General features: G+C 72.6%; 24 protein-coding genes. 14 read left to right on the top strand and 10 right to left on the bottom strand.

The features are described from left to right. Window positions 1–146 precede the first annotated feature (146 nt). The 4 genes from ACFYSC_RS09625 to ACFYSC_RS09610 all read left to right on the top strand — a co-directional run bounded on the left by ACFYSC_RS09625 (window position 147) and on the right by ACFYSC_RS09610 (window position 4,770). Entirely contained in the window at window positions 147–1,322 is a 1,176-nt protein-coding gene (locus ACFYSC_RS09625) for an MFS transporter (RefSeq protein ID WP_389959063.1), read from the top strand. An 86-nt stretch (window positions 1,323–1,408) separates the two neighbouring features. Continuing rightward, window positions 1,409–3,232 (top strand): substrate-binding domain-containing protein, encoded by a 1,824-nt coding sequence (locus ACFYSC_RS09620; protein WP_389959060.1) that lies wholly within the window; start codon window positions 1,409–1,411, stop codon window positions 3,230–3,232. Beyond that, window positions 3,232–3,984, top strand: coding sequence for a hypothetical protein (locus ACFYSC_RS09615; protein WP_389959058.1), 753 nt, complete (start codon window positions 3,232–3,234; stop codon window positions 3,982–3,984). The genes ACFYSC_RS09620 and ACFYSC_RS09615 overlap by 1 nt, the downstream gene beginning before the upstream one ends. 21 nt (window positions 3,985–4,005) lie before the next feature. After that, window positions 4,006–4,770 (top strand): PspA/IM30 family protein, encoded by a 765-nt coding sequence (locus ACFYSC_RS09610; RefSeq protein WP_389959055.1) that lies wholly within the window; start codon window positions 4,006–4,008, stop codon window positions 4,768–4,770. Window positions 4,771–4,857: 87 nt separating this feature from the next. Here the strand turns inward: ACFYSC_RS09610 and ACFYSC_RS09605 are convergent, their stop codons facing one another. After that, complete coding sequence (locus ACFYSC_RS09605; protein ID WP_389959053.1) at window positions 4,858–5,382, bottom strand: cysteine dioxygenase; 525 nt, start codon at window positions 5,380–5,382, stop codon at window positions 4,858–4,860. 74 nt (window positions 5,383–5,456) lie between these two features. Here ACFYSC_RS09605 and ACFYSC_RS09600 point away from each other — a divergent pair, with 74 nt between their 5' ends. Beyond that, on the top strand, window positions 5,457–6,395 hold the full coding sequence (locus ACFYSC_RS09600; protein WP_389959050.1) for a LysR family transcriptional regulator: 939 nt from the start codon (window positions 5,457–5,459) through the stop codon (window positions 6,393–6,395). A 15-nt stretch (window positions 6,396–6,410) separates the two neighbouring features. Here the strand turns inward: ACFYSC_RS09600 and ACFYSC_RS09595 are convergent, their stop codons facing one another. Further along, on the bottom strand, window positions 6,411–6,869 hold the full coding sequence (locus ACFYSC_RS09595) for a MarR family winged helix-turn-helix transcriptional regulator (protein WP_362929353.1): 459 nt from the start codon (window positions 6,867–6,869) through the stop codon (window positions 6,411–6,413). 233 nt (window positions 6,870–7,102) lie between these two features. Between ACFYSC_RS09595 and ACFYSC_RS09590 the strand changes: the two genes are divergently transcribed. Next, window positions 7,103–7,738 carry a LysE family translocator gene (locus ACFYSC_RS09590; RefSeq protein ID WP_362929351.1) on the top strand — a complete coding sequence of 212 codons (636 nt, stop codon included), beginning with the start codon at window positions 7,103–7,105 and terminating at the stop codon, window positions 7,736–7,738. A gap of 167 nt (window positions 7,739–7,905) precedes the next feature. On the opposite strand, the gene ACFYSC_RS09585 is transcribed toward ACFYSC_RS09590, so the two are convergent. The 3 genes from ACFYSC_RS09585 to ACFYSC_RS09575 form a co-directional block, all read right to left on the bottom strand. Further along, window positions 7,906–8,136: a hypothetical protein gene (locus tag ACFYSC_RS09585; RefSeq protein WP_362929349.1), complete on the bottom strand. Its 231-nt coding sequence runs from the start codon at window positions 8,134–8,136 to the stop codon at window positions 7,906–7,908. A 165-nt stretch (window positions 8,137–8,301) separates the two neighbouring features. Then, complete coding sequence (locus tag ACFYSC_RS09580; RefSeq protein ID WP_389959045.1) at window positions 8,302–9,318, bottom strand: aldose epimerase family protein; 1,017 nt, start codon at window positions 9,316–9,318, stop codon at window positions 8,302–8,304. Beyond that, window positions 9,315–10,295 (bottom strand): LacI family DNA-binding transcriptional regulator, encoded by a 981-nt coding sequence (locus ACFYSC_RS09575; protein ID WP_389959043.1) that lies wholly within the window; start codon window positions 10,293–10,295, stop codon window positions 9,315–9,317. Before ACFYSC_RS09575 ends, ACFYSC_RS09580 begins: the two co-directional genes overlap by 4 nt. A gap of 269 nt (window positions 10,296–10,564) precedes the next feature. Here ACFYSC_RS09575 and ACFYSC_RS09570 point away from each other — a divergent pair, with 269 nt between their 5' ends. From ACFYSC_RS09570 to ACFYSC_RS09535, 8 genes are all read left to right on the top strand, one after another. Next, window positions 10,565–11,485, top strand: coding sequence for a sugar ABC transporter permease (locus ACFYSC_RS09570; protein ID WP_362929343.1), 921 nt, complete (start codon window positions 10,565–10,567; stop codon window positions 11,483–11,485). After that, window positions 11,482–12,366, top strand: coding sequence for a carbohydrate ABC transporter permease (locus tag ACFYSC_RS09565; protein ID WP_362929341.1), 885 nt, complete (start codon window positions 11,482–11,484; stop codon window positions 12,364–12,366). Before ACFYSC_RS09570 ends, ACFYSC_RS09565 begins: the two co-directional genes overlap by 4 nt. 5 nt (window positions 12,367–12,371) lie before the next feature. Continuing rightward, the gene (locus ACFYSC_RS09560) at window positions 12,372–13,256 is read left to right on the top strand and encodes an NAD-dependent epimerase/dehydratase family protein (protein ID WP_389959039.1); all 885 of its coding nucleotides are present in this window, start codon (window positions 12,372–12,374) and stop codon (window positions 13,254–13,256) included. Next, entirely contained in the window at window positions 13,256–14,131 is an 876-nt protein-coding gene (locus tag ACFYSC_RS09555; RefSeq protein WP_389959037.1) for a 5-dehydro-4-deoxyglucarate dehydratase, read from the top strand. Before ACFYSC_RS09560 ends, ACFYSC_RS09555 begins: the two co-directional genes overlap by 1 nt. A 125-nt stretch (window positions 14,132–14,256) precedes the next feature. Beyond that, entirely contained in the window at window positions 14,257–15,312 is a 1,056-nt protein-coding gene (locus tag ACFYSC_RS09550) for a mandelate racemase/muconate lactonizing enzyme family protein (protein ID WP_389959033.1), read from the top strand. Then, window positions 15,309–17,366 (top strand): DUF6807 family protein, encoded by a 2,058-nt coding sequence (locus ACFYSC_RS09545; protein WP_389959030.1) that lies wholly within the window; start codon window positions 15,309–15,311, stop codon window positions 17,364–17,366. The genes ACFYSC_RS09550 and ACFYSC_RS09545 overlap by 4 nt, the downstream gene beginning before the upstream one ends. A gap of 193 nt (window positions 17,367–17,559) precedes the next feature. Next, the gene (locus tag ACFYSC_RS09540; protein ID WP_389959027.1) at window positions 17,560–18,876 is read left to right on the top strand and encodes an ABC transporter substrate-binding protein; all 1,317 of its coding nucleotides are present in this window, start codon (window positions 17,560–17,562) and stop codon (window positions 18,874–18,876) included. A gap of 353 nt (window positions 18,877–19,229) precedes the next feature. Further along, window positions 19,230–20,546 (top strand): polysaccharide lyase family 1 protein, encoded by a 1,317-nt coding sequence (locus tag ACFYSC_RS09535; RefSeq protein WP_389959024.1) that lies wholly within the window; start codon window positions 19,230–19,232, stop codon window positions 20,544–20,546. A 155-nt stretch (window positions 20,547–20,701) separates the two neighbouring features. Here ACFYSC_RS09535 and ACFYSC_RS09530 read toward each other — a convergent pair whose 3' ends face one another. From ACFYSC_RS09530 to ACFYSC_RS09510, 5 genes are all read right to left on the bottom strand, one after another. Then, window positions 20,702–21,178, bottom strand: a complete 477-nt coding sequence (locus ACFYSC_RS09530) for an SRPBCC domain-containing protein (protein WP_389959022.1) — start codon at window positions 21,176–21,178, stop codon at window positions 20,702–20,704. Between the two features lie 97 nt (window positions 21,179–21,275). Beyond that, window positions 21,276–21,605, bottom strand: coding sequence for an ArsR/SmtB family transcription factor (locus tag ACFYSC_RS09525; protein ID WP_389959020.1), 330 nt, complete (start codon window positions 21,603–21,605; stop codon window positions 21,276–21,278). Further along, window positions 21,598–22,026 carry an SRPBCC domain-containing protein gene (locus ACFYSC_RS09520; protein ID WP_389959018.1) on the bottom strand — a complete coding sequence of 143 codons (429 nt, stop codon included), beginning with the start codon at window positions 22,024–22,026 and terminating at the stop codon, window positions 21,598–21,600. Before ACFYSC_RS09520 ends, ACFYSC_RS09525 begins: the two co-directional genes overlap by 8 nt. Window positions 22,027–22,111: 85 nt before the next feature. Next, window positions 22,112–23,230: a hypothetical protein gene (locus ACFYSC_RS09515; RefSeq protein WP_389959015.1), complete on the bottom strand. Its 1,119-nt coding sequence runs from the start codon at window positions 23,228–23,230 to the stop codon at window positions 22,112–22,114. Then, entirely contained in the window at window positions 23,227–23,742 is a 516-nt protein-coding gene (locus ACFYSC_RS09510; RefSeq protein WP_389959012.1) for an RNA polymerase sigma factor, read from the bottom strand. The genes ACFYSC_RS09515 and ACFYSC_RS09510 overlap by 4 nt, the downstream gene beginning before the upstream one ends. Between the last annotated feature and the right edge of the window lie 129 nt (window positions 23,743–23,871).

Raw genomic sequence — 23,871 nt, 5'->3', positions numbered from 1 at the left:
GACGCCGTGGTCCAGAGACGACGCGGTCCGGAACCCGCCCACGCCCTCCCCGGCGATGGTGTGGTCCGAAACCTGCCGGTGCTCACCGCCTCGTCGCTGCTTGGCTGGATGCCCGCAGTCCGCACGCCCTCGCCTGGACGGGAACCATGCCGACGACCACGCTCACCCGGCCCCGCCCGGCCCTCATCGACTGGCTCGCGATCATCTCGCTCACACTGGGGATCTTCGCCATCGTCACCAGCGAGATCCTGCCCATCGGCCTGCTGCCCGACATCGGCGCCGACTTCGGCGTCTCCGACGGCATCACGGGGCTCACCATGACGCTGCCCGGTGTCGTCGCCGCGGTCGCCGCGCCCGTCGTCACGCTGACCACCGCCCGTCTGGACCGCCGCGTCATGCTGTGCGTCCTCATGGCGGTGCTCGCCGTCGCCGACGTCCTGGCGGCCGGGGCCGCCTCCTACTGGGTCATGCTGGTCTCCAGGGTGCTCGTCGGCCTCACCATCGGCGGTTTCTGGTCGATCGGGGCGGGGCTGGCCGGTCGCCTGGTGGCGCCGCCGTCCGTCGGCACCGCCACCGCCGTGATCTTCTCCGCCGTGCCGCTGGGCTCCGTGCTCGGCGTGCCGGCCGGAACCCTCCTCGGCCAGCTCGCCGGCTGGCGGGTCTCGTTCCTCGCCCTGGCCGCGCTGGCCGTCCTCGTCCTGGCCGCCCTGCTGGCGCTGCTGCCGCCGCTGCCCGGCGACCGGGCCACCGGCCTCCGTGTCCTGATCGGCCTGCTGCGCACCCGGGGCGCCGCCGCCGCCCTGCTGGCCACCTTCCTCGTCGTCCTGGCCCACTTCGGCACCTACACCTACGTCACGCCCTTCCTCCAGGACGTCACCGGTCTGCGTCCCGCGGCCGTCAGCGCCGTCCTGCTGGCGTACGGCGTGGCCGGGATCGCCGGCAACTTCCTGGCGGGCAGGGCCGTCACCACGCACCCCCGAGGCGCCTTCGCGGCCTGCGGCTTCCTGATCGCGGCCGTCACCCTGCTGCTGCCCTGGGTGGGCACCACGGCCGCCGGCGCCACGGTGGCACTGGTGCTCTGGGGCCTGGCCTACGGCGGCGTGCCCGTCTGCTCGCAGGCGCCGTTCGCCGGCGCCGCCCCGCACGCGCCCGAGGCCGCCATGGTCGTCTTCACCTCCTCGTTCCAGGCGACCTTCGCCCTCGGCGCGTTCCTCGGCGGCCGTCTCGTCGACGCCTTCCCGATCTCCACCGTGATGATCTGCGGCGGGCTGACCGCCCTTATCATGGCCGTGTCCCTGCGATCGCTCGCCGGGCCCCGCTGAGTCCTCCGGGCACCGATCGCCACGGAGGCGAACTTCGGCGGGGGCTCATTCGTCGGACATATACCGACACCCCCCGGGAGGCAGGGTTGTACCAGCAGCCGCCGCGACGCCGCAGGAACTTCGCCCCGTTCGTCATCGCGGTCATCCTCGCCGGAGCGATGATCGTCGGCCTGCGGTTGTACGTCGAGAACAGGGGGCCGGACCGCGCGGCCGGTGACTCCGGGCGCGGCGCCGGGCGGTGCGACGGTGAGAAGACCACGCTGACCGTGGCCGCGTCGCCGGAGAAGGCCGGGCTGCTGCGGGAGATGGCGGACCGCTACAGCGGCCGGGAGGTCGGCGGGCGCTGCGCCGAGGTGGTCGTCCGGAACGTGGCCAGTGGCGGCGCGATGCTGGCCCTGGCCCGCGGCTGGGACGAGCGCGCCGACGGCCCCCGTCCCGATGTCTGGTCCCCGGCGAGCAGCGGCTGGATCACCCTGCTGCAGCAGCGCGCGGCGGCGGCCGACACCGGCTCGCTGGTCGCCGCGGAGAACCCGTCGGTCATCAAGACGCCGCTGGTCGTCGCGATGCCCAAGCCGATGGCCGAGGCGCTGGGCTGGCCGGGCAGGAAGCTCGGCTGGTCCGACCTGCTCGACCTGTCCACCGGCTCCTGGGCCGGCCACGGCCACCCGGAGTGGGGGGCCTTCCGCCTCGGCAAGACCAACCCCAACTTCTCCACCAGCGGCCTGAACGCCACCATCGGCGCCTACTTCGCCGCCACCGGCCTGTCCGGCGACCTGACGGAGAAGAACGTCGCCGACGCGAAGACCCGGGACTTCGTCCGGGGGGTGGAGCGCTCGATCGTCCACTACGGCGACACCACGCTGACGTTCCTGTCGAACCTGCAGCGGGCCGACGACGCGGGGGCGGGGCTCGGCTACATCTCCGCGGTGGCCGTGGAGGAGAAGTCGGTCTGGGACTACAACCAGGGCAACCCGACCGGCGACCCCGCGACGCTGGGGAAACACGCCAAGCCCCGGGTGCCGCTCGTCGCGATCTACCCCAAGGAGGGCACCCTCTACTCCGACAACCCCTACGCCGTGCTGACCGCGCCGTGGGTGGACGACGCCAGGCGCGCGGTCGCGGCCGACTTCCTGGCCTACCTGCGAGCGGCGAAGCAGCAGGACCGCTTCGCCGAGTTCGCCTTCCGGTCCCACGACGGGAAGGCCGGAAAGCTGATCACCGAGGCGAACGGGCTGCTGCCGTCCGAGCCGAGGAAGACGCTCGACCCGCCCGCCCCGAACGTGCTGGACAAGGTGCTCGCCGGCTGGGCGGACCTGCGCAAGCCCGCGAACGTGCTCCTGGTGATGGACGTCTCGGGTTCGATGGGGGCCTCCGTGCCGGGCACCGGGAAGAGCAAGCTGGACCTGGCCAAGCAGGCGGCCTCCAACGCGCTGTCGCAGTTCGGCCCGCAGGACACGGTGGGCCTGTGGATGTTCTCCACCCAGCGGGACGGCCCCAAGGACTACCTGCAGCTGGTCCCGATGGGCACCACGGGCGCGGGCCGGATCAAGGACCTGCGGGCCAGGATCGACGGCCTGACGCCCGACGGCGGGACCGGCCTCTACGACACCGTTCTCGCCGCATACCGGCACGTGCTCGGCCGGCACGAGGACGGTGCGATCAACGCGGTGGTCTTCCTGACCGACGGCAAGAACGAGGACACCAACAGCCCCTCCCTGGAGAACCTGCTGCCCGACCTGCGCGCCGAGCCCGGCGGGGAGTCCGTACGGATGTTCACGATCGCCTACGGCCAGGACGCCGACCTGAGCGTGCTCCGGCGGATCTCCGAGGCGACCGACGCGGCCGCCTACGATTCCCGTGAACCCGGGGGTATCGACCAGGTGTTCACCGCGGTGATATCCAACTTCTGATGTCCCGTATCGGTGAGGAACTCCGTGATCCCTGGGGGCTGCTGCTCGGCGCGACCGCCGGCGGAGCCGCCTGGGCCGTCAGCGTGCACCCGGCCGGCGCCGTCTTCGTCGGCGTCACCGTCTGGCTGGTGAAGGCGGGCGTCACCGTCGCCCAGGGGGGCGACGCGCGTCCGGCGGCGCGGGTCGTCGCCGCGGGCAGCCGGGAGGCCTACTGGCTGGATCGGGCCGCCGCGGCGGCCCGCGACTTCGGCGAGCTGAGCGCCTCGCTGGAAGACGGCCCCCTCGCCGGGCGGATCGCGCTGATGCGGCCCCAGATCGACGACGCCCTGGCCACCCTGGAGCGTCTGGCCGAGCAGGCGTCCCGTACCGGCACGGCGCTCGGGCGCTTCGACCCCGCCCAGCTCTCCCGCGAGCACGAGCGCCTGACCCGGGAGCTGAGAACGGCGAAGAAGGGCGTGATCGACGACATCGGCCGCGCCCTCACCTCGCTGGCCGCCCAGCAGGACGTGATCGCCCGGCTCACCGAGACCAGGGACCAGGTGCTCGCCCGGATGGAGTCGAGCGCCATCGGCATCGAGGGTCTCGTCGCCCGCGTGGTGGAGCTGTCGGCGATGACGACGGCGGGCGCCCTGGAGCCGGCCCGGGTCCTCGACGAGCTGGCCGACAGCCTCGAAGGGGTCCGGCAGGGCCTGCACGAGACCGAGCGGATCACCCGTGACGCGCTGGACCCCCACGACGCGCCGGACCGATGAGGATCGACAAGAGGAGCCCCAATGTTCAAGGTCGTCCGCCGGGCGTGGCGCTACCTGGTCTTCGCCCTCTCCGGCAGGCTGGACGAGCTGGCCGATCCGCGGATCCAGATCGAGCAGGCCATCCAGGAGGCCAAGGAGCAGCACCAGCGGCTCTCCCAGCAGGCCGCGGCGGTCATCGGCAACGAGCATGAGCTTCAGCTGAAGCTCACGCGCTCGCTGGAGGAGGCCGAGAAGCTCCAGGCCAACGCCCGGCAGGCGGTGCTGCTGGCCGAGCAGGCCAGGGCCGCGGGAGACGAGCGCAAGGCCCTCTCCTACGAGGACTCCGCCCGTGCCTTCGCCTCCCGGCTGGTCGCGGCGGAGACCGCCCTGCAGGACGCCCGGCTCATGCACGAGCGCGCCGCGCAGTCCTCGGCCCAGGCGCGGGCGGCGGTCGAGACCAACGCCATGGCCCTGCAGAAGAAGATCGCCGAGCGGATGCGCCTGCTGTCGCAGCTCGACCAGGCCGCGATGCAGGAGCAGCTCAACAAGGCCATGGGAGACCTGTCCGGCCTCGCCCCGGCCGGGGAGACCCCCACCATGGACCAGGTCCGCGACAAGATCGAGAAGCGCTACGCCCGCGCGCTCGGCGAGGCCGAGCTGACGTCGAACTCCGTCGAGGCCAGGATGATCGAGGTCGAGCGCGCCGCCATCGACGTGGAGGGCGCGGCCCGGCTGGAGGCCATCAAGGAGAGCCTGGCCCTGGAACGGAAGCCCGCCCAGGACGACCGCCCCGGCCCCACCCCCTGACCCGCGCCGTACGGCCGTGCGTTCCTGACGGGCCCGTCCGGTCCGGGCCGCGGCCGACGCGGTGCCGTGCGGGCGGGGGCGGCGGGGTCAGCGGATCGGCAGGTCGTAGACGCGGCGGACGCTGCTCGGGGTGCCACTGAGATCGGCGCCGTAGATGTGGAGCGAGACGGCGGTGCCGTCCCCGATGTTGCGGACCCGGTGGATGTCGCCGGGCGGCGCGAAGCCGCTGACCTCGCCGGTCCGGTTCGCCGTACGGCCGATCTCGGTGAGGTGGTCGCCGTCGAGGCGGTAGAGCGTCTCGTACTCCACGCCCTGCAGCACGCCGAACACGCACCAGGCGACGTGGTCGTGGATCACGGTCTCCTGACCGGGCCGCCAGACGACGGCGGCGACCGAGAAGTCCGCCTCGGTGTGCAGGACGTGGGTGACGTAGCGGTCCGGGTCTCCGACCCGCTCCTCCTCGGTGAGGATCCCGGGCGCCGGCAGCCGTCCGCGGAGCAGGTCCGCGACGGCGAACGCCGTCTCGCGCGGGCTCATGGCCTTCGTGACCAGCTCACGGGTCCCCTCGACGAGTTCCGCGAGGCCGGGCCGGGTGATGAGTGTGGTCTCCATGCCTCCAGCCTGCGCGACGGGAACACATACGTCCAATGCCATGTTTCCCGCTGATTCATAGATATCGTTGATACATGCTGGATCTCGTACGGCTCCGCGTGCTCGCCGCGGTGGCCAGGCACGGCTCGGTCACCGCCGCCGCGCGTGAGCTGCACTACTCCCAGCCCTCGGTCAGCCACCACCTGGCCCGGCTGGAGGCGGAGACGGGCGCCAAACTCGTCCAGCGGGTCGGCCGGGGCATCCGGCTCACCGAGGCCGGCCGGCTGCTGGCCGAGCGGGCCGCCGAGATCGCCGGCCGCGTCGACTCGGCGGCCGCCGAACTGTCGGCGCACGTGGGACTGCGGGCGGGCCGGGTCAGGCTGGCGGCCTTCCCCTCGGCGCTCAGCACGTTCGTGCCCGAGGCCGTCTCCCTGCTGGCCCGGCGGCACCCCGGCCTGGAGCTGCGCCTCACCGAGACCGAGCCGCCGGAGGCGCTGCGCATGCTGCGCGAGGGCCACGTGGACGCGGCGGTGGTCTTCCGCTACGACACCGCCCCCGAGGAGGACGGCGTCCGGCTGCTGCACCTGCTGGACGATCCCAGCTACCTGGTCGCCCCGGCCGCCTCCGAGGCCCCGTCCGGGATGGGCGTTCCCCCGCCCGCCGATGGCCTGACCGCCGGTGATCCGGCCACCGGTGACCTGACCGCCGGCGGTCTGGCCGCGCACCGCGGCGACCGGTGGATCGGCGGCTGCGAGCGCTGCCGCGTCCATCTGGTGGACCTGTGCGGCCGGGCGGGCTTCGAGCCGGAGATCGCCTTCACCACCGACGACATCGTGGCCGTCCAGGCGCTGGTCGTCGCCGGGATGGGGGTGACGGTGCTGCCCGGCCTCGCCCTGCGGGCGCACCGCCACCCCGCCGTCGAGGTGACCGAGCTGCCCGGCTCGATCCGTCACGTCTACGCCGCCACGTACGGCGAGCCGCTCCTCCCCCCGGCCACCGCCGCGCTGCTGGAGACGCTCACCGCATCGGTCTGACGCGTTCCCGGGCCTTCAGCCGCGCCTGCCGCCGTGATGGTCGGCGAGGCGGGTGAGCAGGTCGACCAGGTTCCGCCGGTCGTCCGCGGGCAGCGGCGCGAGGAACTCGTCCTGGGCGGCGGCGAGCAGCCGGTCCAGGTGGGTGAGCTGCCTCCGGCCCGCCGCGGTGATGGTGACGACGTTGCGCCGGCGATCTTCCGGGTCCGGTGCGCGCTCCAGGAGCCGCCGCTCGGCGAGGTCGTTGACGGTCGCCACCATGTCGCTGCGGTCGATGCCGATGCGGCGGCCGAGGGCCGCCTGGCTGGCGGGGCCGTACTCCTCCAGCGCGGCGAGCAGGGAGTAGTGGTAGCGCCGAAGGCCGGCCTGGGCGAGCGCCTGGTCCACGATCCGGTTGGCGGCCAGTGCCGCCTGGTTGGTCAGCCTGCTCGGCAGTGCGCGCAGCCGCCGCGGCGGCGTTCCCTCGGGGGTGTCCACGGAAGCAATGTAGCAAGTCGTTGGCCGCACCCATGATCACGCGCGTCACCGTCCGGACACCCGGCTCCCGGCTCCCGGCTCCCGGCTCCCGGCTCCCGGCTCCCGGCTCCCGGCTCCCGGCTCCCGGCTCCCGGCTCCCGGCAGCGAGGGTGCCTCTCCGGTGCGGAGAAAGCACGGAGAAGGCGCGGAAAAACCGGCGGCGACGGCGAGGCCGGCCGCCCTACGATACGGACATGCCGGATCTGACGACACTCGCCCTCTTCACCGCCGCGACGCTCGCCCTGCTGCTCGTGCCGGGCCCCGCGGTCTTCTACATCGTGACCCGCAGCGTCGCCCAGGGCCGGAGCGCGGGGCTGGTGTCGATGCTCGGCGTCCACCTGGGATCGGTGGTGCACGTGGCCGCCGCGGCGCTGGGGATCAGCGCCCTGCTCGCCGCCTCGGCGACCGCGTTCGCGGTGGTCAAGTATCTCGGCGCGGCCTACCTGGTGTGGCTGGGGGTGCGCAAGCTGATGACCCGTTCCGGCGACCTCGACGCGGCCGCGCCGCCGATCGCCTCCCGCTCCCGGCTGTTCTGGGAGGGCTTCGTGGTCAACGTGCTCAACCCGAAGACCGCCATCTTCTTCCTGGCGTTCCTGCCGCAGTTCACCGACCCGTCGCGGGGAGCGATCGCCCCGCAGGTCATGCTGCTGGGCGTGATCTGGATTGTCCTCGGCGTCATCAGCGACGGCGCCTACGCCCTGCTGGCCTCGGCCATGGCGGGCCGCCTGCGCCGCTCGGCCCGCGCCCGCCGCCGGCTGGACACCGGCAGCGGCGTGATCTACCTGGGCCTCGGGGCCACCGCCGCGCTCACCGGCCAGGCCCACGCCTGACGGCGCCACGAGCCCACGCCTGACAGCGCCACCGGCCTACGAGCCCACGTCTGACGGCGCCACCGGCCTACGGGGCCACGCGCCTGACGGCGCCACCGGCCCGCGCCGCCTCACGTACGGCCGGGCCCGCGCCACCCGTGTACCGGCCGGGCCGGCGCCGGCCGGGGTCAGAGGTCCACCTCGCGGGAGGCGACGACGTTGAGCGCGCCGGGCTCCCGGCCCGCCGGGGTGACGAGGACGTGCCGGCCCGGCTCCTCGTACCCGTTCTCCGACAGCCACGTCAGCGTGTAGGGGTCGAGCCGGCTGAAGTGGATCGGGCAGCCGGGCGAGAAGAGCTCGGTGCCGACCGCGTCCCGGCCGGCCTCCCCCTCGATGATCGACAGAGTGTAGACGGTCATGGCAGGCCCCCCGAGAAAGACGAGCGGCCCGCGGAGCCCCCGCGGACCGCGTTCCCGCCGGGATTCATACCCCGGGCCGCCCGTCCGGCCCCGCCGTACCGCCCCGGTCGGCCGTGACGTCCCGGACCGGCGCGCCATGCGGGGCCGGCGCGCCGGTAGGGCCGGTCAGCGGAAGCGGTAGACGGTGGTGGAGGCGAACTCCTCGCCGGGCCGCAGCACCGTCGAGGGGAAGTGCTCCTGGTTCGGCGAGTCGGGGAAGTGCTGGGTCTCCAGGCAGAGCCCGGCGTGCCTGCCGTACGCCGTGGAGACGCCGTCGAGGAGGTTGCCGGTGTAGAACTGCACGCCGGGCTCGGTGGTGGTGACCTCCATGGTCAGGCCGCTCGCCGGGTCGGTGACCTCGATGCCGCCGTCCAGGACGTAGCAGTGGTCGTAGCCGCCGCCCAGCGCCGGGTCGTCGATGCGGTCCCCGATCCTGCGCGGTGCGGTGAGGTCGAACGGCGTGCCGGCCACCGGGGCGAGCTCGCCGGTCGGGATCTGCGTGTCGTCGACCGGCAGGTAGCGGGCGGCGTCGATGCGGACCACGTGGTCCAGCACGTCGCCGCCGCCGGCGAGGTTGAAGTAGGAGTGGTTGGTCAGGTTCAGCACGGTCGGCGCGTCGGTCGTCGCGCGGTAGTCGAGCCGGATCGCGTCCCCGGTCAGCGTGTAGGTGACCGAGACGGTCAGCGTGCCCGGGTAGCCCTCCTCGCCGTCGGGGCTGACGTAGGCGAGCGTCACCGCCTCCGGGGAGACCTCGGTCGCCCGCCACACCCGCTGGGAGAAACCGCCGGGCCCGCCGTGCAGGCTGTTGGGGCCGTTGTTGACCGGCAGCCGGTGGGTGACGCCGTCGAGGGTGAACCGTCCGCCCGCGATGCGGTTGCCGTACCGGCCGACGACGGCGCCGAAGTAGCGGCTGCGCGTCAGGTAGTCGTCCAGGGTGTCGCAGCCGAGCACGACGTCGACCCCGGAGACCTCCAGCGACTGGAGGACCGCGCCGTAGGTGAGCACCGACGCGCGCATCCGGCCGTTCTCCAGCGTGTGCCGCCAGACCTCCTCGCCGTCGGGTGTGGTCCCGAACGGCCGGCGCGACCCGGCCTCGTCCCCGGTCGCCGCGGTGTCCCCGTTCCGTGTGGCCTCGCCGTTCACGATCGCGCCTCTCCTGTGGATTCCCGGACGACCAGGCGGGTCTCCAGGGTGGTCAGGGTGGAAGTCCTGCCGTCGCCGACGGACTGCAGCAGCAGGTCGACCGCCATCCGCCCGGCGGCGGACGTCGGCATGGCGACGGTGGTCAGCTTCGGCCGGTTCAGCCGTCCGGAGACGGTGTCGTCGACGCCGACCACGCTGACGTCGTCCGGGACCCGCACGCCCCGCTCGTACAGGCCCTCGATGAGCCCGATGGCGACCAGGTCGTTGTAGGCGAGCACGCCGGTCGCGCCGGAGGCGACCACCTCGGCGGCGACGGCGAGGCCGCCCTGCTCGGTGGGCGCGTTCGGGCCGAGGATCACCAGTTCGGCGCCGGAGGCGGCGGCCGCGGCGGAGGCGGCCTCGCGCATCTGCCCGCTGGTCCACGAGCCGCTCGGCCCGGCGGCCAGGGCCAGCCTGCGGTGCCCCAGCCCGGTCAGGTGCTCGATCGCGAGCCGGGCGCCCTGGGCGACGTCCATCAGTATGGTCGGCATCCCCTTGATCCGCCGGTTCACCACGACGAACGGCACGTCGGCGTGCAGACGCTCGATGACCCGGTTGGACAGCCGGGGGCTGCACAGCAGCACCCCGTCCACCTGCTTGGTGAGGGTCTGGATCAGTTCCTCCTCGACCTGCGGGTCCTCGTCGGTGTCGGCGACGAACACATGGTAGTCGCGGGCCCTGGCGTGTGCCTGGGCGGCCTTGATCAGCGGGGGGAAGAACGGGTTGGAGATGTCGGCCACGATCAGGCCGATGTTGTGGGTGCGGCCCGTGGTGAGGGCGCGGGCGGCCCGGTTGGGCCGGTAGCCGAGGTCCTCGGCGACGGCGAGCACCCGGTTGCGCGTCTCGGTGTTGACCAGGTGGGGTGCCGAGAAGGTGCGGGAGACCGTCGAGACATGGACTCCCGATGCCCGCGCCACATCCCTGATCGTCGCTGCCACTGTGCTCCTTCGTCGCGCCCTGTCGCGCTCTCGTGCACATTAGTGCAAACGGTTGCAGCGCTGTCAACGGCACGGGATCGAGCTCCCCGGAACACCATGGCAACGGTTGCACCGAACCCGCTTCGGAAAATACGGGAAAACTCGCTGGTGAGCCCGGGTTTACCAAATTGAGCCCTTGACGTTGCGAACAGATGTCCGCCATGTTTCATGCAACCGGTTGCAGCTCGCGACGCCGAATCCCCCCGTCGAACACGAAGGAGTCGCCGGTCATGGCAATCTCCACGGCCTCCACGGCGAACCATCGGATGCGCCGGTCGCGCGGCGCCGCGCGAACCCCCTACCTGCTGATCGCCCCCGCGGTGATCGCGATGCTCGGGTTCCTGGTCTACCCGATGGCCAGCGTCATCTACTACAGCCTGCAGAACTACAACGTCACCAAACCCTGGGACAACGGCTTCGCCGGCCTGGACAACTTCCGCCGGCTGCTGTTCGAGGACCCGCTGTTCTGGCAGAGCCTCGGCTTCAGCGTCCGGTGGGTCGCCGTCGAGGTGGGACTGCAGCTGGTCTTCGGCCTCTTCCTGGCGCTGATCGTGAACGAGACCTTCGTCGGCCGGGGACTGTCACGGGCCCTGGTGTTCTCCCCCTGGGCCGTGTCCGGGGTGCTGACCACCGGGATCTGGGTGCTGCTCTACAACCCCACGACCGGTGTGTCCCGCTACCTCGCCGACCTGGGTCTCATCGAGTACGGCGCCGCCCCGCTGGCCCAGCCCGGCACCGTGTTCTGGGCGGCGGTCCTGGCCGAGCTGTGGCGCGGGGTGCCGTTCTTCGCGATCCTGCTCCTCGCCGACCTGCAGAGCATCCCCAGGGAGCTGTACGAGGCGGCGTCGGTGGACGGCGCCACCCGCCGCCAGCGGTTCCTGAACGTCACGCTGCCGCACCTCAAGGACGCGATCGTCCTGTCCACGCTGCTGCGCTGCGTGTGGGAGTTCAACAACGTCGACCTGCTGTACACGCTGACCGGCGGCGGCCCGGCGCACGCGACGACCACGCTGCCGCTGTACGTGGCGAGCAAGGCCGCGCAGTCCCACGACTTCGGGTACGGCTCGGCGCTGACCACCGCCGCGTTCCTCATCCTGACCTTCTTCTCGATCGCCTACCTGCGACTGAGCAAGTTCGGAGCCAAGTCATGACCGTCCAGACGGCCGCACGGCCACGTCTCCCCGGCCCGACGACGGCGCCCCGGGGCACGAAGAGCCGGGAGAGGATGCGGGTCAGCCGCTGGCAGATCTGGGTCCCGCTCGGGCTCTACCTCCTGTTCACGCTGGTCCCCTTCTACTGGATGCTGGTCTTCGCCGTACGGCCCAGGGGATCGACCTCGCTGCTGCCCTGGCCGGTCACCTTCGACAACTTCGAGACCGTCTGGAACGAGCTCGGGTTCGCGGTCTTCTTCAAGAACAGCCTGATGGTCGGCGTCGCCTCGCTGATCATGACCACGGTGATCGCGCTGGCCGGCGGCTACGCCCTGGCCCGGTACGACTTCCGCGGCAAGAAGGCGTTCATGCTCGGGATGCTCTGCACGCAGTTCATCCCCGGCGCGATGATGCTGATCCCGCTGTTCGAGATCTTCAGGACCCTCGGCCTGGTCAACTCGCTGTGGAGCCTGGTGATCGCCGAGACCGTCTTCCAGCTCCCGCTCTCGCTCATCCTGATCAGCGGCTTCATCCGGAACGTGCCGATCGAGCTGGAGCAGGCCGCGTGGGTGGACGGCTGCGGACGGCTGCGCGCCTTCTTCGCCGTCGTGCTGCCGCTGCTGCGCCCGGCGCTGGTGGCGGTCGGCTCCTTCGCCTTCATCCACAGCTGGAACAACTTCCTGTTCGCGCTGATGTTCGTCAGCGAGCAGGAGAAGTTCACGGTGCCGGTCGGCCTCGCCTACTCGCTGGGCGAGTTCAGCGTCGACTTCGGCGCGCTGGCCGCGGGCGGCGTCGTCGCCGCCGTGCCCGTCGTCCTGGTCTTCGCCGTCATCCAGCGCTATCTCGTGCAGGGCATGTCCGCCGGCGCGGTGAAGGGATGAGTCCTGTGGTCCGCACTCTCGTCACCGGAAGCGCCGGCCGGTTCGGCCGCAGCGTGGTCACCGCGCTCGCCGAGGCGGGTCACGAGGTGATCGGCGTGGACACCGCGCCCGGCACCCCCGCCGGCGCCGCCGAGACGCTCCCGGCCGACCTGACCGACCTCGGCGAGACGTTCGAGGTGATGACGCGCTTCCGCCCGGACGCCGTGGTCCACCTCGCCGCGATCGCCACCCCGTTCAGCCGGACCGACGCCTTCACCTTCCGGGTCAACACCCAGCTCGCGTTCAACGTGTGCGAGGCGGCCTGCGGCGTCGGCGTCGAGCGGGTCGTGGTCGCCAGCAGCCCCACGGTCATCGGATACGGCACGCCGGGCTGGAAACCGTCCTACCTGCCGATCGACGAGGACCACCCGGTCGCCCCGGGCAACGCCTACAGCCTGTCGAAGCTGGTCGCCGAGCAGGTGACGGCCTCCTTCGCCCGCCGGTCGCCCGCGAGGTTCGCGGCCGTGCGGCCCTGCTTCGTCGTCGCCCCCGAGGAGTGGGCGGGCGCGCCCACCCAGTCCGGGCACACGATCGCCGAACGGCTGGACCGGCCGGAGCTGGCCGGGACGTCGCTGTTCAACTACATCGACGCCCGCGACGCCTCGGACCTGGTGCTGACCCTGCTGGACCGGCTTCCGGAGCTGCCGTCGGGCGAGGTGTTCTTCGCGAGCGCGGCCGACGCGCTGGCCCGTGAACCCCTGGCGGAGCTACTGCCCCTGCTCAACCCCGCCACGGCGGAGTTCGCGGCCGGTCTGACCGGCTCCTCCCCCGCGTTCTCCTCCGCCAAGGCCGGACGACTTCTCGGCTGGCAGGCCAAGCGCAGCTGGCGCACAGAGATCGGAGAGTCCTGATGAACCTCAGCGGAGTGCTGTTCTTCCCCGTCACGCCGTTCGGACCGGACGGCTCCCTGGCCGAGGACGTGCTGGCCGAGCACCTGCGGCGCGGTCTCGCGCACTCGCCGGGCGGGGTCTTCGTGGCCTGCGGGACCGGCGAGTTCTCCGCCCTGTCGGAGGCCGAGCACGCCCGCGCGGTGCGGGTCGCCACCGAGACCGTCGGCGGCCGGGTGCCGGTGCTGGCCGGGGCGGGCGGCCCGATCGGCGCCGCGCTCGCCCAGGCTCGGGCGGCCCGGGAGGCCGGCGCGGACGGGCTGCTGCTCATGCCGCCCTACCTGACGAACGGCCCCCGCGAGGGTTACGCGGCCTACGTGTCGGCGGTCGCCGAGGTGCTGCCCGTGATCATCTACCAGCGCGGCTCGGTGGTGCTGACCCCCGAGCAGGCCGTGGAGCTGTCCCGGATCCCAGGCGTCGCCGGCATCAAGGACGGCGTCGGCGACATCGACCTCATGCAGCGCACGGTACTGGCGGTGCGGGAGGAACGGCCGGACTTCCTGTTCTTCAACGGGCTGCCCACGGCCGAGCTGACCATGCCCGCCTACCGGGGCATCGGCGTGGACCTGTACTCCAGCGCGGTGTTCTGCTTCGCCCCGGAGATCGCCACCGCCTACCTCAACGGCGACGAGCGGCTGATCAGGGAGTTCTACGCGCCGCTGGTGCGGCTGCGCGGCAAGGTCCCCGGGTACGCGGTGTCGCTGGTCAAGGCCGGGGTGCAGTACCGGGGGCTGGACGCCGGCCCGGTCCGGCCGCCGCTGGTCGAGCCGTCCGCCGAGCACATGGAGGAGCTCGTCAAGCTGATCACGACCGGGCTCGCCCTGGTGGAGGGACGATGACCGGCGGCGCGCCGTCCGGCTCCGGGACGCCGCCGGACCGATCGGACGGTTCCCGAACGCGGCCCGGCGACGGGGCCGGAGCCGGCGTCCCGGCCGGCGGGACCCGGGCGGACGGCGGGCGTCCGGTGGTCACCGGCCTGTCCACGACGCTGCGGACCGTGGCCCTGTCCCGCCCGTGGGGCGCCGGCGTGCCCGCCAACCACGTCATCGTCGTGGAGCTGACCCTGTCGGACGGCCGTACCGGGCGGGGCTTCTCCTGGACGCCGCAGATCGGGGCGCACGCCGTACGGGCGCTGCTGGACCACGAGATCCGCGAGGCCGTCATCGGGTGCGAGCCGCACCCGGAGGTCGTGTGGGACCGGCTGTGGCGGCACCTGCGGGAGGCCGGCGGCGGCGGCCTGACCACGATCGCGCTGGCCGGGGTGGACCTGGCGCTGTGGGACCTGCGCTGCGGGGACGGCGGGCTGGTCGGGACGCTCGGCCGGCGGCGCGACAGCGTCCCGGTGTACGGCAGCGGCGTCAACCTGCACTACCCGCTGGAGGAACTCGTCGCGCAGGCGGAGCGGTGGCGCGCGGCCGGCTACCCGGCGGTCAAGGTCAAGGTGGGCCGTGACGCTCTGCGGGAGGACGTGGCGCGGGTCGCGGCGGTGCGCGAGGTGATCGGCCCGGACACGCTCCTCATGGTCGACGCCAACCAGCGCTGGGACCTGCCGAGGGCGCGGCGGGCCATCGCGGCGCTGTCGGAGTACGACCTGCACTGGGTGGAGGAGCCGCTGCCCGCCGACGACGTGACCGGCCAGGCCCGGCTGCGCTCGTGCGTGGACGTGCCGATCGCCGTCGGCGAGAGCGCCTACTCCATCCACGACTTCCGGGACCTGCTCGCCGCCGGGGCCTGCGACATCGTCCAGCCGAACGTGGTCCGGGTCGGCGGGATCACCCCGCTGTTGCGGATCGCCGAGCTGGCCAGGGCGTTCGGCGTGCCGGTCTATCCGCACCTGCTGCCGGAGATCTCCGGCCAGCTCGCCCTGGCGCTGCCGCTGCCGTGCATGGCCGAGGAGGTCGAGGACGCCTCCTTCGCCGCGCTCGGCCTGATCGACGAGCCGTACCCGGTCTCGGTGAAGGCGGGCGAGCTGCGCGCCGGGGACCATCGCGGCCTGGGACTGAACTGGAGGGCGCAGTGACGGAACCCGTCAGGGTCGTGCTGGCCGGCGCCCACGGACACGGCTGGTGGCACCTGGAGAACCTGCGGCGTCTGTCCGCCGCCGGGACGGTCGAGCTGGCCGGGGTGTGCGACGTGCGGCCCGTCGAAGGGCTGCCCGAGGGGGTCGCGTTCTCCGGCGACCTGGAGGAGCTGATCGGGCGGACCGGCGCCGAGGCGGCGATCCTGTGCACGCCGATCCACACCCACGCCGACCTCGCGGTCCGGGCGCTGCGCGCCGGGGCGCACCTGCTGCTGGAGAAGCCGCCCGCCTCCACCTACGAAGGCTACGAGCGGATCGCCGCCGCCGTACGGGAGACCGGGCTGGCCTGCCAGGTGGGTTTCCAGAGCCTCGGTTCCGAGGCGGTCCCGGCGGTGCGGAAGCTGGTCCGCGACGGGGCGGTCGGCCGGGTCACCGGGATCGGCGCGGCGGGCGCCTGGGCGCGCCCCTACTCCTACTACTCGCGGGTGCCGTGGGCCGGGAGGCGTCGGGCCGACGGCGTCGACGTGGTGGACGGCGTCCTCACCAACCCGCTGGCGCACGCCGTGGCCACCGCGATCGCCGTCTCCGGCGCGGAGGTCGAGTCGGTCGAGGTGGAGCTCTACCGCGCCAACGCGATCGAGGCGGACGACACCTCGTCCGCGCGGCTGCGGATGGACGACGGGACGACGGTCACGGTGGCCGTGTCGCTGTGCGCCGACCGGCGGCACGAGCCGTACCTGGTCGTGCACGGCGAGACCGGGCGGATCCGGCTCACCTACACCGAGGACCGCGTCGAGTTCGGTGGCGCGTCGGCGACGCACCCCCGGACCGACCTGCTGGAGAACCTGGTCGCGCACATCCGCGGCGAGGCGGACCTGCTGGTCCCGCTGGAGCGGACCGCCGGGTTCATGCGGGTCCTGGAGGCCGTACGGCTGGCACCCGAACCCCGGGTGATCCCCGACGCCTTCCAGGAGGTCGGCGCGGAGCAGCGCGTGCTGCCCGGGATCGCCGAGGTCACGGCGGCGAGCGCGGAGCGCCTGGCGCTGTACTCGGAGCTGGACGTGCCGTGGGCCCCGGACGCCGCCCCCGCGACCGCCTCCGCGTCCGTGCCGGTGTCGGCACCCGTACCGCCCGCCGCGGTCGCACCCGCCGAGGCCGCGTCCGCCTCCGCCTCCGCCTCCGCGTCCGTCTCCGGCGCGGCCACCGGCCCGCCCGGCCCGGCCGGCCCGGCCGGCCCGGCCGGTTCCGCCGTGGGCCTCGACGTCGGCGGGGTGCGGGTGGCCGAGTACGTGATCCGGCCCCGGCTGCCCGGGACGTCGTCGCCCCGCCCCTACCTGCACCCCGTGCGGACGCTGGGCGGGACCGTCGTCACCGAGTTCGCCCCCGCCGACCACGTGCACCACCTGGGGGTGAGCGTCGCCGTGTCCGACCTGGGCGGCGCCAACTTCTGGGGCGGACGCACCTACGTCCGCGACCACGGGCCCGCCTGGCTCGGCGACCACGGCTCCCAGCGCCACCTGGCCTTCCTCCGGCGCGACCCGGCCGGCTTCACCGAGACGCTGTCCTGGCGCGGGCCCGACGGGACGGAGATCGCCCTGGAGGAGCGCGAGGTCCGGGCGGTGGAGCTCGACGGCTGCTGGGCGCTCGACTTCTCCTTCACGCTGACGAACCTCACCGGCGCGTCGCTCGAGGTCCGCAGCTCGGCCACCAAGGGCAGGACCGGGGCCGGCTACGGCGGCTTCTTCTGGCGGGCGCCGGGTGAGACCGCCGACCGGGAGGTCTTCACCGAGGACGCCGAGGGCGAGGACCGGGTGCACGGCTCCACCGCCCCCTGGCTCGCCCTGGCCTCCCCCGGCTGGACCCTGGTCTTCGCCCAGCGGTCGGACCCCTGGTTCGTCCGTACCGAGGAGTATCCGGGGGTGGGCCCCGCGCTCGCCTGGGAGAGGCCGCTGGTCGTCGAGGACGCCCTGGCCCGCAGGGTCGTCACCGTCGTCGCGGACGGGCGGCTGGACCGCGCCGCCGCCGCGGCGCTGGCCGGCGAGGCCACGACATGATCTCCGGCCACCGCGGGCCCGGCCTCCGGGCCCGCGGACGCCGGGAGGGACCCGCGCGGGCGGGTCCCGGACGCACCTCCGGCGGGCCGTGCCCGGCCCGCCGGATCGACAGGGAAGATCTCACGCCGCCGGCCCTCCGGGGGCGTCAACGTCACAGCGATGTCGGGGGACAGACACTGAAAGGCAGGGAGCAATGACTGCACGCTCGAAGCGGCTGGCGGTCCTCGCCACCGCGCTCATGCTCGGTTCCGGTCTGGCCGCGTGCGGTTCGGACGACGCCGCGTCCTCCGACGGCACCACCACGATCACCTTCTGGGACGACAACGGCGGCCCCGCCCGGACGCCGGTGTGGCAGCACATCATCGACGAGTTCCAGAAGGCGAACCCGAAGATCAAGGTGAAGTACGTCGGCATCCCGATCGCGCAGGTCCAGCAGAAGTACGACACCGCCATCGCCGGCGGCGGCCTGCCCGACGTCGGCGGCGTCTCCACCGCGATGCTGGCCAGCCTCGTGGCGCAGAAGGCGCTCGACCCGCTGGACACCCGGATCTCCGGCGGGGCGCTGAACGGCAAGCTGAACGAGCAGGTGGTGAACACCGTCAAGGCGACCGTGCCCGACGCCAAGACCTACATGATGCCGATGTCCACCAACATGGGCGTCTTCTGGTACCGGACCGACTGGTTCAAGGAGGCCGGGCTGGAGGAGCCCAAGTCCTGGGACGAGTTCTTCACCGCCGCCCAGAAGCTGACCGACAAGTCCAAGAACCGCTACGGCTTCACCATCCGCGGCGGCGCGGGCTCGATCGCGCAGATGGTCGAGGTCGTCTACGGCCAGTCGGGCATCACCGAGATCTTCGACGCCTCCGGCAAGGCGACGGTCAACGACCCGAGGAACGTGGCCGCCCTGGAGAAGCTGGTCGGCATGTACGACAAGGTCACCCCGCAGGCCGACATCAACAACGACTACGTGAAGATGGTCGCCCAGTTCGACGGCGGCACCGTCGCGATGATGCAGCACAACCTCGGGTCGTACAACGACCACGTCAAGGCGTTCGGCAAGGACAAGGTGGCGGCCATGCCGGTGCCGAAGTCCGACGGCGGCGTCCAGACGGTCCTGTCCAACCCGGTCGCCGGGATCGGCCTGTTCGCGAGCGGCAAGAACAAGGACGCCGCCTACAGGTTCGCCGAGTTCGCCGCCTCCAAGGCGATGAACAGCTACTGGGCCGAGAAGACCGGCGTGCTGCCGGCCAACACCGAGGTCAACGACGAGCCGTGGATCAAGGATCTGCAGCACGTCTCCACGGCGGTCAAGGTGCTCAACGACCCGGCCACCAAGGTCGTGCAGATGCCGTACTACCTGCCCGAGTTCAACGCGATCACCAAGACCGACGCGGAGCCGGAGTTCCAGAAGGTCCTGCAGGGCAGCCAGACCGCCAAGCAGTTCCTGGACACCCTCGCGGCCAAGCTGACCGAGGCCCAGGCCTCCTACAAGCAGCGCAACGGCGGCTGAGCGAGGGGGCGCCGGTGCCCGGACCCGCTCGGGGGCACCGGTGTCCGGACCCGCTCGGGGGCGCCGGTGTCTGGACTGAGGAGCGCAGCCGCGGAGCGGCGGAGTGACGAGGGAAGACACCGGGCTTGAGCCCCCGAGCCGCGACGCGCAGCGTCGCCATGAGCACTACAAGACACCGGGCTTGAGCCCCCGAGCCGCGACGCGCAGCGTCGCCATGAGCACTACAAGACACCGGGCTTAAGCTCCCGAGCCGCGACGCGCAGCGTCGCAATGAGCACAGCCCCACCCCGGCGCCGGTCCCGCGACCGGCGCCTCCCCCTCCCCTCACCTGACCTGATCTGCGGAGGAATTTCATGAAACGGACAGTCACCCTCGCTGCCCTGTTGTCCCTGGCGGCCCTGGCCGCCCCGCCCGCGCTGGCGGCGGCCCCCGGCCCCGCCGCCCCGGCCGCCTCGTCCGGTCACGGTCACGGCGCCGACCTGGGCCGGCAGACCCTTCCCAGAGGCGACGGCTGGGCCTCCGAGGGGACGGGCACCACCGGCGGCGCCGCCGCGCCCGCCGCGAACGTCCGTACGGTCACCACCCGCGCCGAGCTGGCCGCCGCGCTCGCCTCGCCGGGGCCGAGGATCATCTATGTCTCGGGGACCATCGCACCGGACAAGACCTGCGCCGACTACGTGACCGGCGGCTACTCCCTGGAGGCCTACCTCGCGGCCTACGACCCCGCGGTGTGGGGCCGGGACACCGAGCCGTCCGGACCGCAGGAGGACGCGCGCGCCGCCTCCGCGGCCCGGCAGACCGCGGACATCAAGCTCAAGGTCCCCTCCGGCACCACCATCGTCGGCCTGGGCGGGAACGCCGTCATCCGCGGCGTCAACCTGCACGTCGACAAGGCCGACAACGTCATCATCCGCAACATCACCTTCGAGGACACCGCCGACTGCTTCCCGCAGTGGGACCCCACCGACGGCGACGAGGGCAACTGGAACTCCCTCTACGACAACATCTCGGTGACCGGCTCCACGCACGTGTGGGCGGACCACAACACCTTCAGCGACGGCGACAACCCCGACTCCGGCCAGCCGCTGTACTTCGGGCGGCCCTACCAGGTCCACGACGGGCAGCTCGACATCACCTCGGGCTCCAACTACGTGACGGCGTCGTGGAACCGGTTCACCGACCACGACAAGACGATGCTGATCGGCTCGACCAACAACCCGGCCACCGACTCGGGCAAGCTCAAGGTCACCGTCCACCACAACCACTTCAGGAACACGCTCCAGCGACTGCCCCGGGTCCGCTTCGGCCAGGTGCACGTCTACAACAACTACTACGAGGTGCCGGGCGACTCGGGCTTCGAGTACGCGCTGGGCGTGGGCGTGGGGTCGCAGATCTTCGCGGAGAACAACTTCTTCCGGCTCGGCCGCGCGGTGGACCCGGCGTCGCTGCTCCACGACTGGGGCGGCACCTCCCTCACCGCCCGCGGCAACGTGCTGCGGGTGGGCGGCAGGGTCTCCCCGATCGACCTCGTCGCGGTCTACAACGCCGGGCACGACCCCGACCTCGGCTCCGACGCGGGCTGGACCCCGGTCCTGCACACCGGGATCGACCCGGCGGAGTCGGTCCGGCTGTCGGTGTCGCAGCACGCGGGCGCGGGCCGCGTGCGCTGACCCTCTCAAGGAGCCGGGGCCCCGGTCCGCGTACGGCGGGCCGGGGCTCCGGCGCGTGAACCGGCCTTCACGAACCGGCCTTCATGAACCGATCCTCGCGCAGCGATCCTCGTGAACCGGATCTCGCGAACCGGACCGCCGTCGCACGGCCGCCTTCAGCCGAGTCGCGCCAGCGCCTTCGCGTTCCGGACGGCGTTGTCACGATCACCCCGGCCGGTGGTGATCAGGCTCCTCAGGCTGCCGGCGACGTAACCGTCCCAGGCCGTCGTGCAGACGTCGAAGCATTCGTAGTCGGGGACCAGCCCCTGGTGTGTGAAGCGGAGCCGCGTCCCGCCGTCCTCCTCGGAGATCTCAAAGATGATCTTCGTGCCGATCCACTCGGTCTTGTCCCGGGTGAAGCCGAAGTGGTTGTCCAGGCACAGCCAGACGACCTTCTCCCCGGGCACGAGCTCCACGATCCGCATCGTGCAGCGGTGGTTCTCTCCGGAACGGTAGGTGAACTCGCCGTCGAGCTCGTCGGTGGGCCCTTCGATGTCCTGCGACCACCACTCGCGGACGTCGGTGACGGCGGCGAAGACCTCCTCGGGGGTCTGGTCCACCAGGAACGTTATGGTGTGACCCGAATCACTCATGGTCGTGTTTCCTTCCTTTCGCGGGTGGCGCCGTGCTCCCGGCGTCACCACGGGCATGAGGGAGCGATGTCCTGACATCACTCCAGATGTGAGCACATCACTCCAGGTGTGAGCGCAGTGCCGCGAGATGTCCGTCCCAGTCGCGGGCCAGGGCGGCGAGGAACCGCTGCGCGACCCGCATCGGCTCCGCCCGCAGGCGGTAGCGGATCCTGCGTCTTTCGCCGGGCTCGGCCGCCACGAGGCCCGCCTCGGCGAGCACCGCGAGGTGCTTGGCGATCCCCTGCCTGGTGATCGGCAGCCTGGCGGCCAGGTCCGTCGCGGTGGCCGGTCCCCCCTCGGCGAGCGCGGCGAGGATGGCGCGCCGGTTCGGGTCGGCCAGTGCCGCGAAGACGGCCTCCGCGACGGCTTCCGACGCCTGGTCAGACATGGAGATAGGCGGCCAGCTCGTCGAGTTCGTGTGCCCAGCCCTGGGTGTTGCCGTCGAACGCTCCGCGGTGCTCGGCCGGTTCGAGCTGGGCGAATCCGGTCTCGACGACGGTGACGACGGTGCCGTCGCCGTCCGGCGTGAGGGTGAACTCGACGTAGGTACGGCGCGGGTCGTGATCGGGCAGGCCGTGGATGTGCCACGTGTACCCGAAGACCGTCCGCGGCTCGATCCGCTCGATGCGCAGCTCCGCCGCGTCGCCGCTCTTCCAGGTCAGTTTCGCGGTGCCGCCGACGCTCAGGTCGATCTCGGCGCTGTCGCCGAACCAGGCGCCGAGTCCCTCGGCCGTGGTGACGGCGTCCCACACCCGCTCCACCGGCCGGTTCACGCGCACGGTGCGTTCGATCCGATCAGGAAACCCCACGGGGCACCTCCAAATAGCAACCATTCGGTTGCCATAACCATATGGCAACCGAATGGTTGCGTCAATTACGGCCCGGAGCACCGCCTCACGACCTCGGCGTGGCGACCTTGCCGGCGATCCTGGGGTCATCGGCGCCGACCCGCTCCAGACCGGCCGCGACGCGCAGCGCCTCGTCCCGGCTGAGACGGCCCCCCAGGGAGAACCGGCGGCCGTCCTTCGCCATCCAGATCAGGCGGATCTCCTCCGCGCCCTCACGCGCCAGGTAGCCGGTGCCGCGTACCGAGGGGTCCTTCGCCGCGATCGTCACCCTCTCGGCGCCCTCGTGGGCGAGGGGGTTGCGGCCGCGGTCCTCGACGGTCAGGGAGAAGCCGCCGTCCTGCTCGAATGTCCCGTAGGCGGCACTCATCCGCCATCGGGGTCTCGGCGCGTGCCCCGCGGAGTCCACGGTGACCGTGAAGCCCTCCGGCAACGGCCAGCGGGTCACCGTACCGCCCTCCAGGACGAGCCCGTCGAGCGCGGCGAGCACCTTGTCCGCCGGAAGCCCCCGGGACCGGGCACTCCACCACAGTCCGTGCTCCCGCCAGGCCACCACCAGCGCCCCGGCGGTCCGCGCCGCCTCGTCCGCGGGGCGGGCCAACCGCCCGCCGACACCGCGCACCGTCACATCGGTGAGCCGGTCCGGGTCGTCGACCTCCAGCGGGCCCGCTCCCGGCCCCCACAGGGTGATCACCGGTGTCGCGTCCGGACCGCCGGAACCGGTCTGTTCGGCCACGGCCGAGGGACGGGTGCCCTCGGCGGGGAGGTCGTCCGGACCGCACGGCGCCACGGCGGCCGCGAAACCGGTCAGTGGGGGCGCCGGCAGCGAACGCGCCGGCAGATAGCGCCCCTCGGGCGGCAGTGCGCCCGGGTCGGTGAGCGAGTCGACGCATTCCAGTCCTCCCGCCTGGGCGGGGGGCGGGGCGAACACGTCCCAGGCGGTGGTTCCCGCCGGCCGCTCCCAGGGCTGCCCCGGGACGACGACCCCGGAGAGCGCCAGCACCACCGCTCCGGCCACGGTCCCCGCCACCGCGACCGCGACGTGTGCGCTGCGCCGCCGGCGGCGCAGCGTGCGGGCGCGGTCCTCGATCTCCGCCAGCGGGCGGGCCGGCCCCGCCGGCAGATGGTCCCCCAGCCTCCGCAGCTCGTCCTCGTCGATCGACGTCATCGCTCTGCCCCCTTCGGCTCCTCGGACAGCACCTGAGCGAGGCGTCTGCGGGCATGGTGCAGGGTCGCCGAGACCGAACCGGTCGCCACCCCCATCGCCTCGGCCACCTCCGCCACGCTCAGGTCCGCGACGTACCGCAGCACGACCGCGGTCCTGGTCCGGGGCGGAAGGCCGGACACCGCCCGCCACAGCGCGGTGTCCGGTTCCTCGGGCGGAGGGTGATGAAGCTCCCCCTCCGCCCGGCGGCGTTGCAGGTACCGGCGTTCCAGGCGCAGCCGCCGGAACCTCGACCGGGCCTCGTTCAGCGCGACCCGGTACACCCAGGCGCGCCGGGAGTCCGCCCGCCGGACCTTCGGCCAGTGCACCAGTGCCCTGGCGAACGCCTCGGCCGTGGCCTCCTCGCCGAGGTCGGCGTCGCCCACGGCGAGCGTCACCGCTCGCCGGATCTCCACGAACGCCTCGGCGTACCACTCGGCGAAGTCGTCCGCCGTCACATTCCGCGCCTCGCTCATGCCGCCTAGACGCGGAGGCGCCGGTTTTCCTTTAGCGTCCGGTCTTCCTTGAGTGCCCGGTCTTCCTTGAGTGCCCGGTCTTCCTTGAGTGCCCGGTCTTCCTTGAGTGCCCGGTGCCGCCGGCCGTCC

The sequence above is a fragment of the Streptosporangium sp. NPDC004379 genome (genome assembly GCF_042873875.1).
Classification (GTDB): Bacteria; Actinomycetota; Actinomycetes; order Streptosporangiales; family Streptosporangiaceae; genus Streptosporangium.
This window is presented reverse-complemented; position numbering and strand designations above follow the sequence as displayed.